Annotated in this window: 20 protein-coding genes; 10 read left to right on the plus strand and 10 right to left on the minus strand. The window is 62.2% G+C overall.

The features are described 5' to 3' along the window. Window positions 1-190 precede the first annotated feature (190 nt). On the plus strand, window positions 191-1678 hold the full coding sequence (locus tag C4Q26_RS07740) for a methylenetetrahydrofolate reductase C-terminal domain-containing protein (RefSeq protein ID WP_104882946.1): 1488 nt from the start codon (window positions 191-193) through the stop codon (window positions 1676-1678). On the opposite strand, the gene yjiA is transcribed toward C4Q26_RS07740, so the two are convergent. The 3 genes from yjiA to C4Q26_RS07755 all read right to left on the minus strand — a co-directional run bounded on the left by yjiA (window position 1638) and on the right by C4Q26_RS07755 (window position 5047). Continuing rightward, window positions 1638-2615, minus strand: coding sequence for a GTPase (gene yjiA, locus C4Q26_RS07745; protein WP_104882947.1), 978 nt, complete (start codon window positions 2613-2615; stop codon window positions 1638-1640). The genes C4Q26_RS07740 and yjiA overlap by 41 nt on opposite strands. 149 nt (window positions 2616-2764) lie before the next feature. Then, complete coding sequence (locus tag C4Q26_RS07750) at window positions 2765-2962, minus strand: YbdD/YjiX family protein (protein WP_013974210.1); 198 nt, start codon at window positions 2960-2962, stop codon at window positions 2765-2767. An 18-nt stretch (window positions 2963-2980) separates the two neighbouring features. Then, on the minus strand, window positions 2981-5047 hold the full coding sequence (locus tag C4Q26_RS07755) for a carbon starvation CstA family protein (protein WP_023378709.1): 2067 nt from the start codon (window positions 5045-5047) through the stop codon (window positions 2981-2983). Between the two features lie 166 nt (window positions 5048-5213). On the opposite strand from C4Q26_RS07755, the gene C4Q26_RS07760 reads away from it, so the two are divergent. Together C4Q26_RS07760 and C4Q26_RS07765 are read left to right on the plus strand one after the other, a co-directional pair. Further along, on the plus strand, window positions 5214-5579 hold the full coding sequence (locus C4Q26_RS07760) for a PilZ domain-containing protein (protein ID WP_023378708.1): 366 nt from the start codon (window positions 5214-5216) through the stop codon (window positions 5577-5579). Between the two features lie 260 nt (window positions 5580-5839). After that, complete coding sequence (locus tag C4Q26_RS07765) at window positions 5840-7360, plus strand: nucleobase:cation symporter-2 family protein (RefSeq protein WP_023378707.1); 1521 nt, start codon at window positions 5840-5842, stop codon at window positions 7358-7360. A gap of 131 nt (window positions 7361-7491) precedes the next feature. Here C4Q26_RS07765 and radA read toward each other — a convergent pair whose 3' ends face one another. Next, window positions 7492-8859 (minus strand): DNA repair protein RadA, encoded by a 1368-nt coding sequence (gene radA / locus C4Q26_RS07770; RefSeq protein WP_023378705.1) that lies wholly within the window; start codon window positions 8857-8859, stop codon window positions 7492-7494. 176 nt (window positions 8860-9035) lie between these two features. Here radA and mscL point away from each other — a divergent pair, with 176 nt between their 5' ends. Then, a complete protein-coding gene (gene mscL / locus C4Q26_RS07775; protein WP_023378703.1) occupies window positions 9036-9455 on the plus strand; it encodes a large-conductance mechanosensitive channel protein MscL in 420 nt (139 codons plus the stop codon). 73 nt (window positions 9456-9528) lie between these two features. On the opposite strand, the gene C4Q26_RS07780 is transcribed toward mscL, so the two are convergent. Continuing rightward, the gene (locus C4Q26_RS07780) at window positions 9529-10305 is read right to left on the minus strand and encodes a ferredoxin--NADP reductase (protein WP_104882948.1); all 777 of its coding nucleotides are present in this window, start codon (window positions 10303-10305) and stop codon (window positions 9529-9531) included. 220 nt (window positions 10306-10525) lie between these two features. Here C4Q26_RS07780 and C4Q26_RS07785 point away from each other — a divergent pair, with 220 nt between their 5' ends. Next, entirely contained in the window at window positions 10526-11233 is a 708-nt protein-coding gene (locus C4Q26_RS07785; RefSeq protein ID WP_023378701.1) for an autoinducer binding domain-containing protein, read from the plus strand. 95 nt (window positions 11234-11328) lie between these two features. Beyond that, window positions 11329-12453 (plus strand): methyltransferase, encoded by a 1125-nt coding sequence (locus tag C4Q26_RS07790; RefSeq protein WP_023378700.1) that lies wholly within the window; start codon window positions 11329-11331, stop codon window positions 12451-12453. 62 nt (window positions 12454-12515) lie between these two features. Here C4Q26_RS07790 and C4Q26_RS07795 read toward each other — a convergent pair whose 3' ends face one another. Genes C4Q26_RS07795 through C4Q26_RS07805 form a run of 3 tightly spaced genes read right to left on the minus strand, consistent with a single transcriptional unit; the run spans window position 12516 to window position 15128 of the window. Then, on the minus strand, window positions 12516-12668 hold the full coding sequence (locus tag C4Q26_RS07795; RefSeq protein ID WP_023378699.1) for a DUF2474 domain-containing protein: 153 nt from the start codon (window positions 12666-12668) through the stop codon (window positions 12516-12518). Between the two features lie 12 nt (window positions 12669-12680). Then, window positions 12681-13688 (minus strand): cytochrome d ubiquinol oxidase subunit II, encoded by a 1008-nt coding sequence (gene cydB / locus C4Q26_RS07800; protein ID WP_023378698.1) that lies wholly within the window; start codon window positions 13686-13688, stop codon window positions 12681-12683. Between the two features lie 3 nt (window positions 13689-13691). Next, the gene (locus C4Q26_RS07805) at window positions 13692-15128 is read right to left on the minus strand and encodes a cytochrome ubiquinol oxidase subunit I (RefSeq protein WP_023378697.1); all 1437 of its coding nucleotides are present in this window, start codon (window positions 15126-15128) and stop codon (window positions 13692-13694) included. A 358-nt stretch (window positions 15129-15486) separates the two neighbouring features. Between C4Q26_RS07805 and C4Q26_RS07810 the strand changes: the two genes are divergently transcribed. From C4Q26_RS07810 to trmA, 3 genes are all read left to right on the plus strand, one after another. Next, a complete protein-coding gene (locus C4Q26_RS07810; RefSeq protein WP_023378696.1) occupies window positions 15487-16707 on the plus strand; it encodes an MFS transporter in 1221 nt (406 codons plus the stop codon). A gap of 213 nt (window positions 16708-16920) precedes the next feature. After that, the gene (locus C4Q26_RS07815; RefSeq protein ID WP_104882949.1) at window positions 16921-18216 is read left to right on the plus strand and encodes an NCS2 family permease; all 1296 of its coding nucleotides are present in this window, start codon (window positions 16921-16923) and stop codon (window positions 18214-18216) included. Next, entirely contained in the window at window positions 18213-19298 is a 1086-nt protein-coding gene (gene trmA, locus C4Q26_RS07820; protein WP_104882950.1) for a tRNA (uridine(54)-C5)-methyltransferase TrmA, read from the plus strand. Before C4Q26_RS07815 ends, trmA begins: the two co-directional genes overlap by 4 nt. Before the next feature lie 102 nt (window positions 19299-19400). Here trmA and pcaG read toward each other — a convergent pair whose 3' ends face one another. Together pcaG and pcaH are read right to left on the minus strand one after the other, a co-directional pair. Continuing rightward, a complete protein-coding gene (gene pcaG / locus C4Q26_RS07825) occupies window positions 19401-20006 on the minus strand; it encodes a protocatechuate 3,4-dioxygenase subunit alpha (protein WP_023378693.1) in 606 nt (201 codons plus the stop codon). Window positions 20007-20016: 10 nt separating this feature from the next. Next, a complete protein-coding gene (gene pcaH / locus C4Q26_RS07830; protein ID WP_023378692.1) occupies window positions 20017-20736 on the minus strand; it encodes a protocatechuate 3,4-dioxygenase subunit beta in 720 nt (239 codons plus the stop codon). A 201-nt stretch (window positions 20737-20937) separates the two neighbouring features. Between pcaH and C4Q26_RS07835 the strand changes: the two genes are divergently transcribed. Then, window positions 20938-21822 carry a neutral zinc metallopeptidase gene (locus C4Q26_RS07835; RefSeq protein WP_023378691.1) on the plus strand — a complete coding sequence of 295 codons (885 nt, stop codon included), beginning with the start codon at window positions 20938-20940 and terminating at the stop codon, window positions 21820-21822. The last annotated feature ends 79 nt before the right edge of the window (window positions 21823-21901 follow it).

Raw genomic sequence — 21901 nt, forward strand, 5'->3', positions numbered from 1 at the left:
AACTCATTAAATTTGAGATGAACACAAGATTTACTCATGATTGGGTTCGCGCTTCTTTTTTGCCGACAAAGCGGATTACACCCGCGGCATGAGGATGAATGTCTCTTTCAAAGCAATTCCATACGCTATCAGACATGACCCTCTTCACAACCTGCCGCACAATGCTCCCCTGCCCCAACCAGGTACCCCCATGAGCCTGCTGAAAACGGCGCTTCGCGAGAATACCTTCGTCTGCGTCATGGAGTTCGTCCCCAAGCCCTCCGCGGAACGCTTCGCCGCCATGGAAGCGATCATGGACCGTGCGCATCTGTGTGGCTGGCCGATGACCGTGGCCATCGGCGACCGAGTCGGCAGCCCGCTGGACATGTCACCCCTGGACGCCCTCGCCTCTTTCGGCAAACCGCTGCCTGCCTTGCCGCATTTTTCTGGCAAGGACCGCGAGCGCCATCATCTGCTTGCCCAGTTGCAACGCATGGACGCCGCCGGCCTCGATCAATTGCTGCTGCTCACTGGCGACCGCCTGCCAGGCCATGAACCCGGACAACGTTCGATACGTTACCTGGAATCGGTAGCAGCCTTGCAGATCGCGCGACAAGCCTGCCCCCATTGGCTGCTCGGTGCCGCGCTCAATCCATTCAAGTACCGCGAGGAAGAAGGCGGTGCCCAGTACTTCAAGGCCGAGAAAAAACTGGCAGCAGGCGCCGATTTCTTCACCCTTCAACTGGGCTTCGACGCTGACAAACATCAGGAAGCCATCCGCTGGATGAGCCGCCAGGCCACGCCCAAGCCGATGCTAGCCTGCCTGATGAGCCTCACCCATGGGCGCGCAGCGATGCTCGACCATGTGGCCGGCGTCACCGTCACGCCCTCCATGCGCGACATCCTTGAAGCGGAAGCCGCACAGTCCAAGGCCTTCGCCCAGGCCCGCAGCATCGATCGGCTGGCGCTGCAGATCATTGGCACCCGGTTGATGGGCTACGCCGGCGTGCACCTGTCAGGTATTCACGCGCTCAAGCAACTGCTGGCCCTGGAGGCACGGATCGAGCACTGGCAAGGGCAAATCCACTCGTTGCAGCAATGGGCACCCGCCTGGCAGGCCAGCTGGCAGATGCCGGGGCTGCCTGCGGTAGTGTTCCATCCTCCTCAGGCCGGTTGGCGCCAGGGTGAGTCGCGGGTCGCTGCCTCGGGTAGAGAGAAGCTGCGCTATCACGTGATGCACGGGATGCACCGACTGCTGTTCAGCCGCCGCAATTGGCTGAGCAAGGCCTTTGGCTGGGCGGTGCGACAACCGCTGTGGACAACACGCCTTGGCGCCCGTGTGCTGCACACGCTGGAACGTGGCGTGAAGCGCCCGTTGGTGGGTTGCGACACATGCGGCCACTGCCGCCTCGAAGACACGCTCTATATCTGTCCGGAAACCTGCCCCAAGGGGCTGGCCAACGGGCCCTGCGGCGGCACCGCGCTGAATCGCTGCGAGTTCGGCGACCGCGAATGCATCCACAGCGTCAAGTATCGCACCGCCAAGGCGGTGCGGCAGACCGCGGTGCTCAGCGAGCGGCTGATCCCGTGCATCGAAGTCCAGACACGCCACCGCAGCTCATGGCCACAGTGGTTCGAGGCCCAGGCGCCCACCCGGCTCAACCCTCGGCCAGCGCCTCGAACCCAGCCCGAATCTTGACTTCGGGCAGCTCGTCGGCGATGAACACCATCACGCTTTCACGCACTTCATCCTCGGCCCATTCGGCATCCCAGTCGAAGCCATAGAGCTTGAGCACGCCCTGGAACACCAGCTTGCGGTCCTCCCCGGCAATGTTCAACACGCCCTTGTAGCGCAGCAATTGCTTGCCGTGGTTTTCCAGCAGCTCGTTCATGAAGGCGCTGAGGCGGTCGATGTCCAGCGCCGTTTCGGTACGCAACACCAGGGTGCTGATGCGGTCCGGCGTGGCCGGCTTGAGTACCGGGCGCAAGGATGGCTTGAGGTTCGTGCCCAAGTCCGGATTGAGGTTGAAACCGCGAACATCCAGAAGCTCGGCAAGATCGATACGGCCGTGCTCCACCACACGAATGGCCGCCCGGCCATTGATACGCGCCAGGCGCTCGCGCAGTGCCTCCACGGTTGCCGGTTCGACCAGGTCGGTCTTGCTCAACAACAGGCGGTCGGCAAAACCGACCTGTGCCTGGGCAATGGTCTGGGTCAGGTGCACGTCGGCATGGGCGGCGTCGACCAGGGTGATGATGCCGTCGAGGATGTAGCGATCACGCAGCTCCTCATCGACGAAGAAGGTCTGGGCCACGGGTGCCGGATCGGCCAGGCCGGTGCACTCGATCACCAGGCGATCGAAGGCAATTTCGCCAGCATCCAGGCGTTCGAGCAGCAGGTAGAGCGCGCGGGTCAGGTCACCATGGATGCTGCAGCACACGCAGCCATTGGCTAGGGTCATCACCTGAACCGGCTCGTCACCCAGCAACTGGCTGTCGATGCCGGCCTCGCTGAATTCGTTTTCGATCACGGCGATTTTCAGGCCGTGCTCGGTCTTGAGCATGTGCTTGAGCAGCGTGGTCTTGCCAGCCCCGAGGAAGCCGGTGAGAACAGTAACGGGAATAGGCGTCTGCACGCAGAAAATCTCCTTGGCGGAAAAGACAGCGGCCCCATCTCCAGCGAGCTGGCTACTACTACAACCGAACGCGCCCTGAGGCCTGTTGGGTTCCTGTAGCAGCCAGCTTGCCGGCGATGAGGCCGGGACAAGCTAGCAGAGGTCGATGTTCAACAGCACTTGGGTCCGGACTTGCCACCGTAACGCGCTTCCTGGCGTTCCCGGAAGAACTCCTCGTACGTCATCACCGGCTTGTCCGGGTGCTTGGTCTGCATGTGCTCGACATAGTTGTCGTAGTCGGGCATGCCGACCATCAGGCGGGCTGCCTGCCCCAGGTACTTCCCCAGTCGACCCAGGTCGTTGAACATCTCGGTATTCCTCTTGGGTTACGCGTCAGGCAGCGCCTGGAACGGGGTTTCCTTGTCGGTGCGCTCCTTGCGACCCAGGGCGGCGAAGCCAACCTTGATGGCGAAGAACAGCACGCTGAACACCACCAACAAGAACAGCACGGTCAGGCCGGCGTTGGTGTAGGCATTGAAGATCACATGCTGCATCTGACCGATGTCCTTGGCCGGGGCCAGTACCTGGCCGGCGTCCAGTGCGGTGCTGTATTTCTTGGCCAGGGCCAGGAAACCGACCGCGGGGTTCGGGTCGAACAGCTTGATCAGGCCCGCCGTGGTGGTGCAGATCAGCAGCCACACCGCTGGCAGCAGGGTGACCCAGACATAGCGCTGGCGCTTCATCTTGATCAGTACCACAGTGCCGAGCATCAAGGCGATACCGGCCAGCATCTGGTTGGAGATACCGAACAGCGGCCACAGGGTGTTGATGCCACCCAGCGGATCGATCACGCCCTGGTACAGCAGGTAACCCCACAGCGCCACGCATCCTGCGGTACCGATCAGGTTGGCGGTCCACGACTCGGTGCGCTTGAGGGCGGGCACGAAGCTGCCCAGCAGGTCCTGCAGCATGAAGCGGCCAGCACGGGTACCGGCATCCACCGCGGTCAGGATGAACAGGGCCTCGAACAGAATCGCGAAGTGGTACCAGAAGGCCATGGTGTTCTCACCCGGCAGCACCTGGTGCAGGATCTGCGCGATACCCACCGCCAAGGTCGGCGCACCACCGGCACGGGCCAGGATGGTGTGTTCGCCAATGTCGCGGGCAGTGGCTTCCAACTGCTCTGGGGTAATCATGAAGCCCCAGCTGCTGACCGTTTGCGCCACCGAAGCGACGTCGGCACCGACCACTGCGGCCGGGCTGTTCATGGCGAAGTACACGCCCGGCTCGATCACCGACGCGGCAACCATGGCCATGATGGCGACGAACGATTCCATCAGCATGCCGCCGTAGCCGATGTAACGGGCATTGGTTTCGTTATCCAGCAGCTTGGGCGTGGTCCCCGAGGAGATCAGCGCGTGGAAGCCGGACACCGCACCGCAGGCGATGGTGATGAACAGGAACGGGAACAGGGTGCCCTTCCACACCGGGCCAGTGCCGTCGGTGAACTGGGTCAGCGCCGGCATCTTCAGCTCAGGGGCGATGATCAGGATACCGATGGCCAGGCCAACGATGGTACCGATCTTGAGGAAGGTCGACAGGTAGTCACGCGGCGCCAGCACCAGCCATACCGGCAGCACGGCAGCGACGAAGCCGTAGCCCACCAGCATCCAGGTGATCTGCACGCCGGTAAAGGTGAACGCCGGGCCCCAGACTGGATCCGCGGCGATCTGGCCCCCCAGCCAGATCGACGCCAGCAGCAAGACCACGCCGATGACCGAAATCTCGCCGATGTGGCCCGGACGGATGTAGCGCATGTAGATGCCCATGAACATCGCGATCGGGATCGTCGCCATGACCGTGAACATACCCCATGGGCTCTCGGCCAGGGCCTTGACCACGATCAGCGCCAACACCGCCAGGATGATGATCATGATCAGGAAGCAGCCGAACAGGGCGATGGTCCCTGGGATACGCCCCATTTCCTCGCGCACCATGTCGCCCAGCGAGCGGCCATTGCGGCGGGTAGACAGGAACAGGACCATGAAGTCCTGCACCGCACCGGCCAGCACCACACCGGCAATCAGCCAGAGCGTGCCGGGCAGGTAGCCCATCTGCGCGGCCAGAACCGGACCGACCAAGGGGCCAGCGCCTGCGATGGCAGCGAAGTGGTGACCGAAGAGGATGTGCTTGTTGGTCGGGACATAGTCCAGACCATCGTTGTTGAGTACCGCCGGGGTTGCCCGCCGAGGGTCGAGTTGCATCACCTTGGTGGCGATGAAAAGGCTGTAGTAACGATAGGCGACCAGGTAGATGGCCACTGCCGCGACCACGATCCACAAGGCGTTGATCGCCTCGCCGCGGCGCAGGGCGACCACACCCAGCGCACAGGCGCCTATGACTGCCAGCGCCAACCACGGAATGTGGCGTAGCAGGCTATTATTGTTGTTCATGGTTTGCTTCCAGCTGGTGGATTGGAAAAGACCGCCCATCGAGTCTAGGGCGTGTCATCGCGCATTGCCATACCTGCTTTGGCCTAGAGCCTCTGCGGCCAGATTCGAGTACCTGGTTCATCTACAGCAATAACTATAGTCAGGAAGAACCCACGAGGGCTTTCACATGAGCGCACACGACGAACGCCGCCGCTTTCAGCGCATCCCCTTCGATGCCCCCACCGAACTGCGCCAGGGCAATCGCCGCTGGCCGGTGAAACTGCTCGATCTGTCGCTCAAGGGCTTGCTGGTCGAATGCCCTCAACCCTGGGATGCCGACCTGACCCAGGATTTCGACGCGATCATCGAACTCGACCCACAGAACCGCGTGAAGATGCAGGTGGAACTGCGCCATGAGGAACCTCACCGCCTCGGCTTCACTTGCCTATACATCGACATCGAGTCCATGACGCATTTGCACCGTCTTGTGGAATTGAACGTGGCCGACAGCACCGAAATGATGCGCGAACTGCGCCAACTCATCGAAGAATGAAATCTCTTAGCTAGCTAACGTAGTTCCCACATCACGTTTCTTGTCTACCCAGACAGCTTTCTTCCGGGTTACCGGCGCTTTGTACACACCCCTCTGATACAGCTTTTCACAAGTTGGAACGCATTCTGCATTCACGCAAAACGCCCCTTGCGGGCATCTGTGTTCCTGCTCCAATCAAAAAATTGTATACAATTGTTGTGGCAATGATTTGTAGGAAATGTCTACAGTAGTCGCACAACAATAAACAGAGAGCCTGCTCCATGACTACGTCGTCCCCTAGCACGTCTCCCGCCAAGCGCCCCGAGGACGAAAACCTCGGTCTTGGTGCCAACCTGGCCTATGGTCTGCAACATGTGTTGACCATGTATGGCGGGATCGTCGCGGTCCCCCTGATCCTCGGGCAGGCTGCCGGCCTGAACCCCGCCGAGATCGGCCTGCTGATCGCAGCGTCGCTGTTCGCCGGGGGGCTGGCCACGTTATTGCAAACCCTTGGCCTGCCGTTCTTCGGTTGCCAGTTGCCACTGGTGCAAGGGGTGTCGTTCGCCGGCGTGGCGACCATGGGCGCGATTCTCAGCAGTGAGGGAGGCGGCGGTTTGCCAGGCGTGCTAGGCGCGGTCATGGCGGCGTCGTTCATCGGCTTCCTGATCACCCCGGTGTTCTCGCGCATCACCAAGTTCTTTCCACCACTGGTCACCGGTATCGTCATCACCACCATCGGCCTGACCCTGATGCCCGTGGCCGCACGCTGGGTGATGGGGGGCAACAGCGCCTCACCGGAGTTCGGCAGTGTGGCCAACATTGGCCTGGCGGCGCTGACCTTCGCCATCGTCCTGCTGCTGAGCAAGCTGGGCAGCGCGACCATCTCGCGCCTGTCGATCCTGCTGGCCATGGTGGTCGGTACCCTGATTGCCTGGGCGCTGGGCATGACCGATTTCAGCAAGGTCACCGAAGGCCCGCTGTTCGCCTTCCCAAGCCCGTTCCACTTCGGCATGCCGACCTTCCACATCGCCGCGATCCTGTCGATGTGCATCGTGATCATGGTGACCCTGGTGGAAACCTCGGCCGATATCCTCGCCGTCGGCGAGATCATCGACACCAAGGTCGATTCCAAGCGCCTGGGTAACGGCCTGCGCGCCGATATGGCATCGAGCATCCTGGCACCGATCTTCGGCTCGTTCACCCAGAGCGCCTTCGCCCAGAACGTCGGCCTGGTCGCGGTGACCGGGGTCAAGAGCCGTTATGTGGTGGCCACCGGTGGCGTGATCCTGGTGGTACTCGGGCTGCTGCCGATCATGGGACGCGTGATTGCCGCGGTACCCACGCCTGTACTGGGCGGTGCCGGCATCGTGCTGTTCGGCACCGTGGCGGCCAGCGGGATTCGTACCCTGTCGAAGGTCAATTACAAGAACAACGTGAACCTGATCATCGTCGCCGCTTCGCTGGGCTTTGGCATGATCCCGATCGCGGCACCGACCTTCTACCATCACTTCCCGAACTGGTTCGAGACCATCTTCCACTCGGGCATCAGCTCGGCGGCGATCATGGCGATTCTGCTCAACCTGATCTTCAACCACTTCACTGCGGGTAACTCGGACCAGCAGTCGGTGTTTGCCGCAGCCTATGAGCGCACCATCCAGTACTCGGATATCTCGGCGTTGCGTGATGGCGACTACTTCAAGGACGGCAAGCTATTCGATGCCGAGGGGACTGAAGTGCCCGTGATGGAGCTCGACGAGCATGGCAACGCAGCTCCCAGACGAACGCCGGTTGCCGAGCATTGACCGCTGACTGAGCGGTAAGGTGGGGGCCGATGCGCATCGTCGGCCCCTTTTTCATTGGCCTGCCTTGGCCCCCTCGCCGTAGGTGCTCAACGCAGCGCAGTACCCGCCAAAGGGCCGCAACGGGTTAAACGCTACTCGAAAAGTGCGTCCAGCGCCTGTTCCAGGCGTGTCACTGCAATTATCTGCAATCCTGCCGGCGCCTCCTTCGGCGCATTGCCCTTGGGCACGATGGCGCGCTTGAAGCCATGCTTGGCCGCCTCTTTCAGGCGTTCCTGGCCACTGGGCACCGGGCGAACCTCGCCGGACAGGCCGATTTCACCGAATACCAGCAAGCCATGGGCAAGCGGGCGATTGCGCAAGCTGGACATCACCGCCGCCAACAAGGCCAGGTCGGAGGCTGTCTCCAGCACCTTGACCCCACCCACCACGTTAAGGAACACATCCTGATCGTGCGTAGGGATACCGCCATGACGATGCAACACTGCCAGCAACATCGCCAGGCGGTTCTGGTCCAGGCCCAGGGTGACCCGGCGCGGGTTGGCCAGGTGGCTGTCGTCGACCAATGCCTGCACTTCCACCAGCATCGGCCGGGTGCCTTCCCAGGTAGCCATGACCACACTGCCCGGCACTTCTTCCTGGGCGCGGTTGAGGAAAATCGCCGACGGGTTGGAGACTTCCTTCAGGCCACGGTCGGTCATGCCGAACACGCCCAGTTCGTTGACCGCGCCGAAGCGATTCTTCACCGCCCGCAACAAACGCAGTCGGCCATCGGACTCACCCTCGAAATACAGCACGGTGTCGACCATGTGCTCCAGTACCCGTGGGCCAGCCAGCGAACCTTCCTTGGTGACGTGCCCGACCAGGAAAATCGCGGTTCCACTCTGCTTGGCATAGCGCACCAGCAACGCCGCACTCTCGCGCACCTGAGCCACGCCACCGGGGGCCGACTGCAATTGCTCGGTAAAAATGGTCTGGATCGAGTCGATCACCATCACCCGAGGCTTTTCCACGCGCGCAGTGGCGATGATGGTCTCGATGCACGTCTCGGTCATCACCTTGAGCTGGTCCTGCGGCAAGCCCAAGCGTCGCGAGCGCATGGCCACCTGTTGCTGGGACTCTTCGCCCGTGACGTATAGAGCAGGCATGGACGTGGCAATGTTGCACAGGGTCTGCAGCAGGATGGTCGACTTGCCGATACCCGGATCGCCCCCGATCAGCACCACCGAGCCGTCCACCAGACCGCCACCCAGTACGCGGTCAAGCTCAGCGCTGCTGGTGGTGAAACGCGGGATTTCCTCGACGCTGACTTCGGCCAGGGTCTTGATCTGAGCCTGCTGCCCAGCCCATCCCGTACGGCCACTCGGTGCAGCTGCACCGCCGCTTTCGATCATGGTTTCGACCAGGGTGTTCCAGGCCCCACACTCACCGCATTGGCCGGCCCATTTGGGGAAGGTCGCGCCGCACTCGGTGCAGCCATACAAGCGCTTGGCCTTGGCCATGGACTCGGTCTCCTGGAAAAAACCGCCATGATAGCCGAGCGGGACGTGTCTCGAACGCCTCGGGATGCGACAAAACTATTCGTTGCAGCCGCAGTCGGTAAGCCTGAATGCAACGCATAAAGCGATTTGTTGGCTTACACTGCGTTTACCTAACCATTTGTTACAAGGAGTCCAGCATGGGCATGCTCAGTGAGTTCAAGGCCTTCGCGGTCAAGGGAAATGTCGTCGATATGGCGGTAGGTATCATCATCGGCGCCGCCTTCGGCAAGATCGTCTCGTCCTTCGTGGGCGATGTGATCATGCCGCCACTGGGCCTTATCATCGGTGGTGTCGACTTCAGCGACCTCGCCGTGACCCTGAAGGCCGCAGAGGGCGATGTCCCGGCGGTGGTGCTGGCCTACGGCAAGTTCATCCAGACCGTCATCGACTTCCTGATCGTTGCCTTCGCCATCTTCATGGGCGTGAAGGCGATCAACCGCCTGAAGCGTGAAGAAGCCGTGGCGCCCTCCGCTCCACCAGTGCCGAGCGCCGAGGAAACGCTGCTCACCGAGATTCGCGATCTACTCAAGACGCAGAACCAGAATCGCTTGCCGTGACATGGCTGGGGGCGCCTTGCGCCCCCCATCGCCGACCAGCCGGCCGCTACGGAACCGGCACCGTTTCAGACGCTTACCAGTAGTTTTCCACCGCCACCTGGCCCGGGCGCTTACTCAGGCTCAAGTGCAGATCCCGTGCCTTGAGCACCTTGCGTGTCTCGTCGATCATTTGCGGGTTACCGCACAGCATGATCCGCGAATGTTCAGGCGACAGTTCCAGCCCCGCCGCTTTTTCCAGCTCGCCGTTTTCGATCAGCGTGGTGATACGCGCATTCAACGCGCCTGGGTGCCTTTCGCGGGTGACCACTGGCATGAACTGCAATTTGCCCGCGTACTCCGCCAGGTAGTCACGCAGCTCCAACCCGGCGATCTCATCCACATACGCCAGCTCCCTGGCCTCGCGCACGGAATACACCAGCTTGATGTTGTCGAAGCGCTCCCAGGCCTCGAAGTCCTGCAAGATCGACATGAATGGCGCGATACCTGTGCCGGTTGCCAACAGCCACAGATCACGCCCACCGACGAAGCGGTCCAGGGTCAGATAGCCGAAAGCCTGGCGATCGATCAGCAGTGAATCGCCCTCTTTCAGCCGGCTCAGCTCACTGGTGAATTCGCCGCCGGCTACCACGATGGAGAAGAAGTCGAGAAATTCGTCATGGGGTGCGCTGACCATGGAGTAGGCACGCCATACCACACTGCCATCAGCCTTGGTCACGCCCAGCCGCGCGAACTGACCCGCGCGGAAACGGAAGCCCGGGTCACGGGTGACGCGCAAGCTGAACAGGCTGGGGGTCAGCGGCTGAACATCGAGCAGGGTCTGACGGGTGAACTTCTCGGCGCTGGCGGTCATGACGGGCTTCCATGGTGGGCGTGCCCCCAGTGTCGCGCAAAGCAGCCTGGATAAAAACCGTCGGATTGTAGGGCCAAAGTCGGATTATCACGTCAAATTCACAGAAAAACTTGATCGCTATAACAAAAAAATCCCAACTTAATAGTCGGACTTTTCCTACAATCAATCGCTGTGTGCAAATGAATTGGATTCTTCAAGAGCCTTAAGGGAGTGTGACCCGATGCTTCACTGGAAGCCCGAGCATCTTCATGAGCTTGCCACCGAGCGCGACCCCTCTCGCTTGTTCGACCTGGCGGTGCATCTGGCCCAGGACCTCGGCATGGAATACGTCGGCCTGAAGCTTCGCATCCAGATCGCCACGCAGACGCCCAAGCTTTATCTCTATAGCAACTACCCGAACGAATGGATCACACGCTGTCAGTGCGATGACTTTCACAAGCAAGACGCGGCCGCGCAAATGAGTCACCACTCAACCATGCCGGTGCTCTGGTCGGACGAGCTGTATCGTGAAGCGCCGCAGTTTCGTGAAGCCGCCTGCCTGCACGGCCTGCGTCACGGCTGGACCCAATCGGTGCACGATTTACAGCACAACGAAAGCCAGTTGAGTGTGTCCAGACCGTGCAACCCGATAGGTATTCAAGAGCTCTATGAGAAAGGCGCGAGCGTCCTGTGGCTGTGCCAAACGTTGCACGCGGTGATTGGCGAATACCACCTGAGTGAACTGTGCCCCCCGCAACCGAAGATGAGCGAGCGAGAACTGGAAGTGCTGAAGTGGTCGGCCGCCGGCAAGACCGCCGCCGACGTTGCCTGCATCCTGTCCCTGTCGCAAAGCACGGTGAACTTTCACATCCGCAGCGTCATCACCAAGACCAATGCCGCCAACAAGGCAGGCGCCATTGCCATTGCCGCATTGCGCGGGTGGATCTGACAGCCTTTCCTGCGACCTTCGGCAAAGCCCTGTAGAATCCGCAGCAAAGTCCGAGGCGATCCGCCTTGGGCAGATCCGTACCCGAGCCAGACGCCATGCCCCTGTTGAACACCCCCTACGCCGAACTCGACCTGATCCGCCAGCCGGAGCAGGCCAACGACCCGCTGCAGGCTTTCGATGCCGCCGATGAGTATCTGCTCGAGCACTTGCACGCTCAGGCGAACGACGCAGGCTGCCGGGTACTGGTGCTCAATGACAGTTTCGGCGCCCTGGCCGTCAGTCTGGCCGGCCACTTCCAGGTGGTCAGCAGCGGCGACTCGCACCTGGCCCGCCTGGCCCTGGAAAAGAACCTTGCGCGTAATGGCCAGGCCTATGACAGCGTGCCCTTCGTCCCGGCCAGCGAACACTGGCAAGGCCCCTTCGACCGTGTGCTGGTGCGCGTACCCAAGACCCTGGCCCTGCTCGAAGAGCAGCTGATCCGTCTGCAAGGTCACCTGACGCCCGGGGCCCAGGTGATTGCCGGCGCCATGATCAAGCACCTGCCGCGCGCTGCGGGCGACCTGATGGAAAAGTACATCGGCCCGGTACAGGCGTCACTGGCTCAGAAAAAAGCACGGCTGCTGACGGCCACGGTCGCCGAGCGCACAGTCGCCACCTCGCCCTACCCGACACGCTACCGCCTGGACTCCCCGACGCTCGAACTGGTCAACCATGCCAACGTGTTCTGCCGCGAAGGGCTGGATATCGGCACCCGCGCCTTCCTCCCACATCTGCCGCGTCATCTGGGCCAGGCCCGCGTGGCGGACCTGGGTTGCGGCAATGGCGTGCTGGCGATCGCCAGCGCTCTGGAAAACCCGGACGCCCTTTACACGCTGGTCGATGAATCGTACATGGCCGTGCAATCGGCCCGGGAAAACTGGCAAGCCGCGCTGGGCGACCGCGCGGTGACCGTCATGCCGGGCGACGGGCTGGCAGGACAGGAAAGACAATCGCTGGACGTCGTGCTGTGCAACCCGCCGTTCCACCAACAGCAAGTGGTAGGCGACTTTCTTGCCTGGCGCATGTTCCAGCAGGCCCGTGAGGCATTGGTGGTGGGCGGCGCGCTGTACATCGTCGGTAACCGGCACCTGGGTTACCACAGCAAGCTGTCGCGGCTGTTCCGGGGTGTGGAGCAAGTGGCGGCGACACCGAAGTTCGTGATTCTCAAAGCCCGCAAGTGAGTCGCTAAGGTCCAGGGCTTGATCGCCGGCAAGCCGGCTTGCCGGCGATCAGGCCAAAAGGCTCAGTGGGTGGTCAAACCCGCCGCCCCCATGAACAGGCGCATCACGTAAGCCGCCACGCCCAGTGCCGCGACACTCAACGCCCAGATCAACACCAGCCAACCCAGTCGCTGCCACAGTGGCTTTTTCTCTTCCAGGCCATGTTTACCGGTCATCGTGCGGCCCTCCTAGTGATAGCCGTCGTCAGGGGTCACCTTGCCGCGGAACACGTAGTAGCTCCAGAAGGTATACCCCAGGATGAACGGCAGGATGAACAAGGTGCCCACCAGCATGAAGCCCTGGCTCTGCGGCGGTGCCGCGGCATCCCAGATCGAGATCGACGGCGGGATGATGTTCGGCCACAGGCTGATACCCAATCCGCTGTAGCCGAGGAAAATCAGCACCAGGGTCAACAGGAAAGGGGTGTAGTGGGCATTGCGCGCCACCGCCTTGAGCAACCCGTAGAAGGTCACCAGCACCAGGATCGGCACCGGCATGAACCAGACCAGGTTGGGCATGCTGAACCAGCGGTCGGCGATTTGCGGATAGGCAATCGGCGTCCACAGGCTGACGATACCGATCACCACCAGCAGCACCAGCGCCAAGGGCTTGGCCAGGTCATGCATCTGCTGCTGCAGCGCCCCTTCGGTCTTCATGATCAACCACGTGCAGCCGAGCAGTGTGTAGGCGACGATCAGGCCCAGACCGCTGAACAGGCTGAACGGGGTCAACCAGTCGAGGGTGCCACCGGCAAAATGCCGATCGACGACCTTGAAGCCCTCGATGAAAGCGCCCAACGCAACGCCCTGGAAGAACGTCGCGACCAGCGAACCCCAGATGAAGGCCTTGTCCCAGATGTGGCGCTTGTCGGCCTTGGCCTTGAAGCGAAACTCGAACGCCACACCCCGGAAGATCAGGCCGATCAGCATGAGGATCAGCGGCAGGTACAGCGCTTCGAGCACCACCGAATAGGCCATCGGGAAGGCACCGAACAGTCCTGCCCCGCCCAGGACCAGCCAAGTCTCGTTGCCGTCCCATACGGGCGCAACGGTATTCATCATCACATCGCGGTCACGCTCGCCCTTGACGAAGGGGAAGAGCATGCCGATTCCCAGGTCGAAACCATCCATCACGACATACATCATGACGCCGAAGATGATGATCACCGCCCAGATCAGCGGAAGGTCGATACCCATGGCTCAGTTCCCCTTGCTCAGGCTGACGGTGTTGGCTTCTTTGCCATCATCGGCGGCGGACAACGGCCGCGCCGGTGTGCGTTTCTGGCCAGGCCCCCCGGGCGTGTGCTCGTCGCCCTCACCTGTCTTAGGCCCTTTGCGTACCAGGCGCATCATGTAGCCAAGACCGGTACCGAACAGGGCGAAGTACACCACCACGAACGCCACCAGGGTGAAGCCAAGCTGGGAGTAGCTATGGTTGGAAACCCCTTCGGAGGTGCGCATCAAGCCATACACCACCCACGGCTGACGGCCGATTTCAGTGGTGAACCAACCGGCAAGGATGGCGATCAGCCCGGATGGCCCCATCCACAAGGTGAGGTAAAGGAAGGGGCGGTTGCTGTACAGCGTGCCGCGCTTGCGCAGCCACAGGCTCCACAGGCCGACGAAGATCATCAGCAAGCCCAGGCCCACCATGACCCGGAACGACCAGAACACGATGGTCGAGTTGGGGCGGTCCTCAGGCGGGAACTCTTTCATCGCCGGAACCTGCTTGTCCAGGCTATGGGTCAGGATCAGGCTGCCGAGTGCGGGAATCTCGATCTTGAAGCGGGTGGTCTCGGCTTTCATGTCAGGGATGCCGAACAGAATCAGCGGGGTCGGCTCGCCGGGCACATTCTCCCAATGCCCTTCGATGGCGGCGATCTTCACTGGCTGGTGCTTGAGGGTGTTCAGGCCGTGGAAGTCACCGATCACTGCCTGCACCGGTGCCACGATCAAGGCCATCCACATGGCCATCGACAGCATCTTGCGCACCGCCGGGTTATCCCGGCCGCGCAGCAGGTGCCAGGCCGCCGAGGCGCCAACGAAGAAGGCGGTGGCGACGAAGGCGGCGGTGGCCATGTGCATCAGGCGGTAGGGGAACGATGGGTTGAACACCACCGCCAGCCAGTCCACCGGTACCACCCGGCCATCGATGATTTCGTGGCCCTGGGGTGTTTGCATCCAGCTGTTGGACGCCAGGATCCAGAAGGTCGAGACCAGGGTCCCGAGCGCCACCATGACCGTGGCGAAGAAGTGCAGGCCGCGACCGACACGGTTCCAGCCAAACAGCATGACACCCAGGAAACCGGCTTCGAGGAAGAACGCCGTGAGCACCTCGTAGGTCAGCAATGGCCCGGTAACGGCACCGGCAAAATCGGAGAATCGACTCCAGTTGGTGCCGAACTGATAGGCCATGACCAGGCCGGACACCACACCCATGCCGAAGTTGACGGCGAAGATCTTCGACCAGAAGTGGTAGAGGTCGCGGTAGACATCGTTGTGGGTCTTGAGCCAAAGGCCTTCGAGGACCGCGAGGTAGCTCGCCAGCCCGATGGTGATGGCTGGGAACAAGATGTGAAAGGACACGGTAAAGGCAAACTGGATTCGGGCGAGCTCAAGGGCTTCTAAGCCGAACATGGTGCTTCCTCTTCAGATAATCCGGCGACCGGGCGTGTGGCCCAATCACCCACTGCCCCCACGGTAGTCGAGTGCGGCGCGTTGGAATTGTTCTGTTCGACTGCAGGGAATCCGGCCAAAAGGCCAAAATCGCTGACGGTATCGTTGCAACCGCAACGATTGATCCAAGTCAACAATTTTCTGGAAGCATAGTCCCGATTGGACCGTTGGGCGGTGTGGTGGATTGCCGCGTGACCGGTTGCCCCACCCACTTTACCAGGGTGTGAAAAAGTGCCGATTTGGGCAAACAGTAACCGCTTGTTACAAACAGATGGTAACCTGCCGCCCCCTCTACTGCGCCGAGGCCCACAGGTTTCCGATGTCCGATTCCGCACCGCAGTTGTTGCGTCACCACCGTCCGTTCCTGGCCTTCTGGCTCGCCCGGGTGTTCACCGCCAGCGGCTTCCAGATGCTCACCGTGGCCATCGGCTGGCACCTCTACCAGCTCACCGGAAATGTCCTCGACCTGGGCCTGGTCGGTCTGGTGGAGTTCGCTCCCCGCGTGCTGTTCATGCTGCACACCGGGCATGTCGCCGACCGCTATGACCGGCGCAAGGTCGCCGCGCTCTGCCAAAGCCTCCAGGGGCTGATCGCACTGGCCTTGGCCGTGGGCAGCCTGACCGACAACGTCACCCGCGAGCTGATCTTCGCGCTGGCCTTCCTCCTGGGGGCGACCCGCTCGTTCGAGATGCCGGCCACCCAGGCCCTGCTGCCCAATGTCGTGCCGCCTGGACTGTTCCCGCGGGCGGTGGCGGCCTCGGCCTCGGCGACTCAGGCGGCGACCATCATCGCTCCAGCCGTGGGGGGGTTCCTGTACGCCTTCGGCAGCATCTGGGTATACGGCCCAACCGTGGCCCTGTATGCCACCGCCTGCCTGCTAATGCTCAGCCTCGAATCCCGCCAGCAGGTGACTCAGCGTGGCCGCGCCAGCCTGGAATCGCTGATGGCTGGGATCCGCTTCATCCGCAGCCGCCCCGATATTCTCGGGGCGATATCGCTCGACTTGTTCGCGGTGCTGCTGGGCGGAGCCACCGCGCTGCTGCCAGTGTTCGCCAAGGACATCCTGCTCACCGGCCCCTGGGGCCTTGGTCTGCTGCGCTCGGCGCCTGCAGTGGGAGCGCTGCTCATGTCGCTATGGCTTGCACGCTTCCCGGTGGAGCGCAAAGTGGGCCGGACCATGTTCACCGCTGTCGGCGTGTTCGGCGTGGCGACCATCGCCTTTGGCTTGTCCACCTCTTTCTGGTTCTCGCTGGCGGTACTGGTGGTGCTGGGCGCGGCCGACATGATCAGCATGGTGATCCGTGGTGCCTTCGTACAGCTGGAGACACCGGACGAAATGCGCGGGCGGGTGAGCGCGGTGAACGGGTTGTTCATCGGTGCCTCGAACCAACTCGGAGAGTTCGAATCCGGAGTCACGGCGCACTGGTTCGGCACGGTGCCGGCGGTCGTGCTGGGTGGCGTGGGGACGCTGGTGGTGACTGGGGTGTGGATAAAACTGTTCCCGACGTTGGCCAAGCGGGATCGGCTTCACAACAGCTGAAGCGTGGCCTGCACCGGTGCCTGCACGTCGCCGAGGTACCTTTGGCCGGCGATAGGGCCGAACAGCCCTCCCGACGGCCATACTCCCCGGCCCCCCATGCTGGTATGATGCGCGGCTTTTTTCCGCCCCACATAAACCACCGTTCGCCACGACGTGTGCTTTGCTGATGGGGTCGATACATTCACGGCGCCGGGGGCGCCTTGGGGAGCGGGCATGCTGGAAAGGCTGTTTCAACTAAGAGCACACAACACCAATGTGCGCACCGAGATTCTCGCGGGCGTCACCACCTTCCTGGCCATGGCCTACATCCTGTTCGTCAACCCGAGTATCCTCGGCGAGACCGGCATGGACAAAGGGGCGATCTTCGTCGCCACCTGCCTGGCCGCGGCCATCGGCTCGACGACCATGGGCCTGGTCGCCAACTACCCGATCGCCCTGGCACCGGGCATGGGCCTGAACGCGTTCTTCACCTACACCGTGGTCCTGCATATGGGGCACACCTGGCAGGTGGCGCTGGGTGCAGTGTTCATCTCGGCGGTGTGCTTCTTCCTGCTGTCGATCTTCCGCATCCGCGAATGGATCGTGAACAGCATCCCGCTGCCGCTGCGCTCGGCGATCGCCGCCGGCATCGGCCTGTTCCTGGCGCTGATCGCCTTGCACAATGCCGGCATCGTCGTCGATAACCCTGCCACCCTGGTGGGTTTGGGGGACCTAAAGCAACCCGCTCCGATTCTCGCCACTCTGGGCTTCTTCCTGATCGTTGGCCTTGAGTCGCTCAAGGTCCGCGGTGCGGTCCTGATCGGTATCCTGGCGGTCACGCTTGCCTCGATCCTGATGGGTGTGACCCCGTTCGGTGGTGTGGTCTCGATGCCGCCATCGCTGGCACCGACCTTCCTGCAGCTGGACATCAAAGGCGCCCTGGACATTGGCCTGGTCAGCGTGATCTTCGCCTTCCTGTTCGTCGACCTGTTCGACAACTCCGGTACCCTGATCGGTGTGGCCAAGCGCGCCGGCCTGATGGGCAAGGACGGCCACATGCCGAAGATGGGCCGCGCCCTGATCGCCGACAGCACCGCGGCCATGGCCGGCTCGCTGTTGGGCACCTCGACCACCACCAGCTACATCGAATCGGCTGCGGGCGTGAGTGCCGGTGGCCGCACAGGCCTGACCGCCATCGTGGTTGCCGTGCTGTTCCTGCTGGCGCTGTTCTTCGCCCCGCTGGCCGGTAGCGTACCGGCCTTCGCCACTGCCCCGGCGCTGCTGTTCGTCGCGGTGCTGATGGCCTCGGGCCTGGCGGAAATAAACTGGGACGATGTCACCGAAGCGGCCCCCGTGGTGGTCACTGCCCTGGCCATGCCGCTGACCTACTCGATCGCCAACGGCATTGCCTTCGGCTTCATCGCCTGGACCGCCGTCAAGCTGATCTCCGGCCGCCACCGCGACCTGAACCCGGCACTGGTGATCCTCTCCATCCTGTTCGTCATCAAGTTGGGCTGGTTCAACGCATGAGTGCTGTCTTCGACCCCTCCTCCTACGCCACGCAGCTGGACGCCAAGGTAGCCCGGCTGCGAGAGCTGCTGGCGCCCTTCGGCGCGCCGGAGCCGGTTGTTTTCGAGTCGCCCCGCGAACACTACCGCCTGCGGGCCGAGTTCCGCCTGTGGCGCGAGGACGGCCAGCGTCACTATGCGATGTTCGCCCCCGGGGAGAAACACAAGGCGATCCTGATCGACGATTTCCCCATCGCCAGCGAGCGCATCAACGCGCTGATGCCGCGCCTGAAAGCGGCCTGGCAGGCCAGCGAGGCACTGGGAAACCGCCTGTTCCAGGTGGAGTTCCTCACCACCCTGGCCGGCGATGCGATGGTCACGATGTGCTACCACCGCCCGCTGGACGAGGCGTGGGAAGTGGCTGCGCGCCAACTGGCCAGCGACCTTGGGGTGAGCGTCATCGGTCGTTCCAAGGGCAAGCGGCTGGTGGTCGGGCGTGACTATGCAGTGGAAAAGCTCGACGTGGCGGGCCGCGTGTTCAGCTACCGCCAGCCGGAAGGTGCGTTCACCCAGCCCAATGGCGCGGTGAACCAGAAGATGCTGAACTGGGCCTACGACGCCATTGGCGAGCGCGACGACGACCTGCTGGAGCTGTATTGCGGCAACGGCAACTTCACCCTGCCGCTGGCCACCCGCGTGCATAAGGTGCTGGCCACCGAGATCAGCAAGACCTCGGTCAATGCCGCACTGAGCAACCTCGACGAGAACGCGGTGGATAACGTGCGCTTGGTGCGCCTGTCGGCCGAGGAACTGACCCAGGCCTTGAACGACGTTCGCCCGTTCCGCCGCCTGGAAGGCATCGACCTCAAGCGCTATGAGTTCGGCACGGTGTTCGTCGACCCGCCACGGGCCGGCATGGACCCGGACACCTGCGAGCTGACCCGGCGTTTCGAGCGGATCCTGTACATCTCGTGCAATCCGGAAACATTGGCGGCCAACATTGCCCAGTTGCAGGACACGCACCAGATCGAGCGCTGTGCGTTGTTCGACCAGTTCCCCTATACCCACCACATGGAGAGTGGGGTGTTGCTGGTCCGGCGCTGACGGCTCAACGACGAAGCCGCTGCCACGAATATCGCGCTATCGCAATATCCGTGGCAGCGGCCTTGGGTCGCGAAGGGGCTGCAAGGCAGCCCCAGGCTTGAATCAGAAGTCGAAGAAGACTGTCTCCCCTTCCCCCTGAATACGGATATCGAAACGGTACGCCGTCTTCCCATCCACCTCGCAACGCTTGGCAATCAGCGTCTCGCGGCGCTGCGGCTGCTCGATCAGGTTGAGCACCGGGCACTTGGCGTTGGCATCTGCCTCGTCATCGAAATACACCCGCGTGTGCAGATGAATGTTGATGCCTCGGGCAAACAGGCTGATGTTGATGTGCGGCGCCATGGGCACGCCCGCAGCGTTCTTCACGACACCCGGCTTGACCGTCTGCAAGGTCCACTCACCCGCATCGAAGGTGGTGGCGGTGCGACCGAAGCTGTTGAAGGCATTTTCCAGGTTGAAGGCATCCTGGTACTGGCCGTTGGCATCCGCCTGCCACACTTCCAGGAACGAATCCCGCACCAGGTGGCCGTTGCCGTCATATACATGGCCGATCAACAGGATGTGTTCGCCTGGGGCGTCTGGCTTGGCCAGGCAGTTCCAGATTTCCTGAGCACGGGTCGGGTTGCCGGCCGCTTCCAGGGCCAGGCCGATGTGCACGTATGGGCCGGCGGTTTGCGAAGGGGTTTCCGGCAGCAGTTCGATGGGCATGTCGGGGTCCTCAGCAGTTCTCGAAGTGGGTCTTGCGCTGGCCACGCAGCACGATGTCGAAGCGGTACGCCAGGCAGTCCATGGGGTTGGCGTTGCTCATGTCGAGCTTGGCGATCAACTGCTGCACGGCTTCGGGGTTGGCGATCGACTTGACGATCGGGCACATCGGAATCAACGGATCACCTTCGAAGTACAGCTGGGTGATCAGTTTGGTGGCAATCGACGGGCCGCTGATGGAGAAGTGGATGTGCGCCGGACGCCAGTCGTTCGGGCCGTTGCGCCATGGGTACGGACCGGGCTTGATGGTGCGGAAGCTGTAGTAGCCGTCACGGTCGGTCAGGCAGCGGCCGACACCACCGAAGTTCGGGTCCAGCGGCGCCAGGTAACGGTCGTTCTTGTGCCGGTAGCGACCACCGGCGTTGGCTTGCCACATCTCGACCAGGGTGTTCGGCACAGGCTTGCCGTACTGGTCGACGACGCGGCCGGACACGATGATGCGCTCGCCGATCGGCAGGCCACCATTGTTGAAGTTCAGCAGCAGGTCATGGTCGTGCGGGCCAAAGCCCAGGTGGGAAAAGTCCGGACCGGTGGTTTCGCTGATCGACTGCGGAATACTGACCAGAGCCTGGCGCGGAGAGCGGGCAACGGACGTCTTGTAGTCGGGCGTGAGGGCCTTGGGGTGCCAGTTGCGATCACGGATCACGAAGCGGCTGTTGTCCTGAGCGGGCATGCCGATTTCCTCTCTTGGAATTATCAGAACGCCTGTGGATGACAGGCGGACTTGCAGTTTCAGATAAGTCGCGCGGGATGAATATTGAAAACACGCGCCAATTACATAACCAAATGGTTATGCATCTCTACCCAGGGCTAACAGGTTGCGCTGCACTGAACTAACCTATGTCTTCATGTTTCACGCTCTGGAGCGCACTTCATGGAATGGCGAAAAGGCCGACGCAGCGACAATGTGGTCGATGCCCGAGGCGAAGGTGGTGGCGGCGGCATGCGCTTTGGCGGCGGCAAGGGGCTGGGGCTGGGTGCAATCCTACTGATCGTCGGCATTGGCTGGCTCACCGGACAGGACCCTCTGCAGATCCTTGGCCAGCTCGCCGGGCAGATGGAACAGCAGCAACAAGTCCCCAGTGGGGCTGGCGGCAAGGCGCCGCCGGCCAACGACGAGCAGGCCGAGTTCGTCGCCTCGATCCTCGGCGACACCGAAGATACCTGGAAGGCTCTGTTCTCCCAGGCCGGCAAGCAATACCGCGACCCCAAGCTCGTGCTGTTCAGCGGCCAGGTCAACTCGGCCTGCGGCTTTGCCTCGGCGGCGGTGGGCCCGTTCTACTGCCCGGCGGACCAACGGGTGTACCTGGACATGACCTTCTTCCGTGAAATGGAAACCCGTTTCGCTGCCGCAGGCGACTTCGCCCAAGCCTATGTCATCGCCCATGAGATCGGTCACCACGTGCAGACCCTGCTCGGCGTGTCGGCCAAGGTCGATGCCGCGCGGCGCAACGGCCAGCGCATGGAGGGCGACAATGGCCTGCTGGTACGCCAGGAACTGCAGGCCGACTGCCTGGCCGGCGTCTGGGCTTATCAGGCGCAGCAGCGGCTCAACTGGCTTGAGCCGGGTGATGTCGAAGAAGCGCTCAATGCCGCCAATGCCATCGGTGACGACCGCCTGCAACAGCAGGGCCAAGGGCGCGTGGTGCCCGATTCGTTCACCCATGGCACTTCGCAACAACGGGTGCGTTGGTTCAAGACCGGTTTCGCCCAGGGGGATGTGAACAGCTGCGATACCTTCAGTGCGCGGAATCTTTGAGATTCACGGGTAAGTCCACCCACGGCCTTATGAAAACGCAAACGTTTTCATAAGGTTACAAATCAGCTGAAAAAGCGTT

It is taken from the genome of Pseudomonas sp. SWI44 (assembly GCF_002947915.1).
Lineage (GTDB): Bacteria > Pseudomonadota > Gammaproteobacteria > Pseudomonadales > Pseudomonadaceae > Aquipseudomonas > Aquipseudomonas taiwanensis.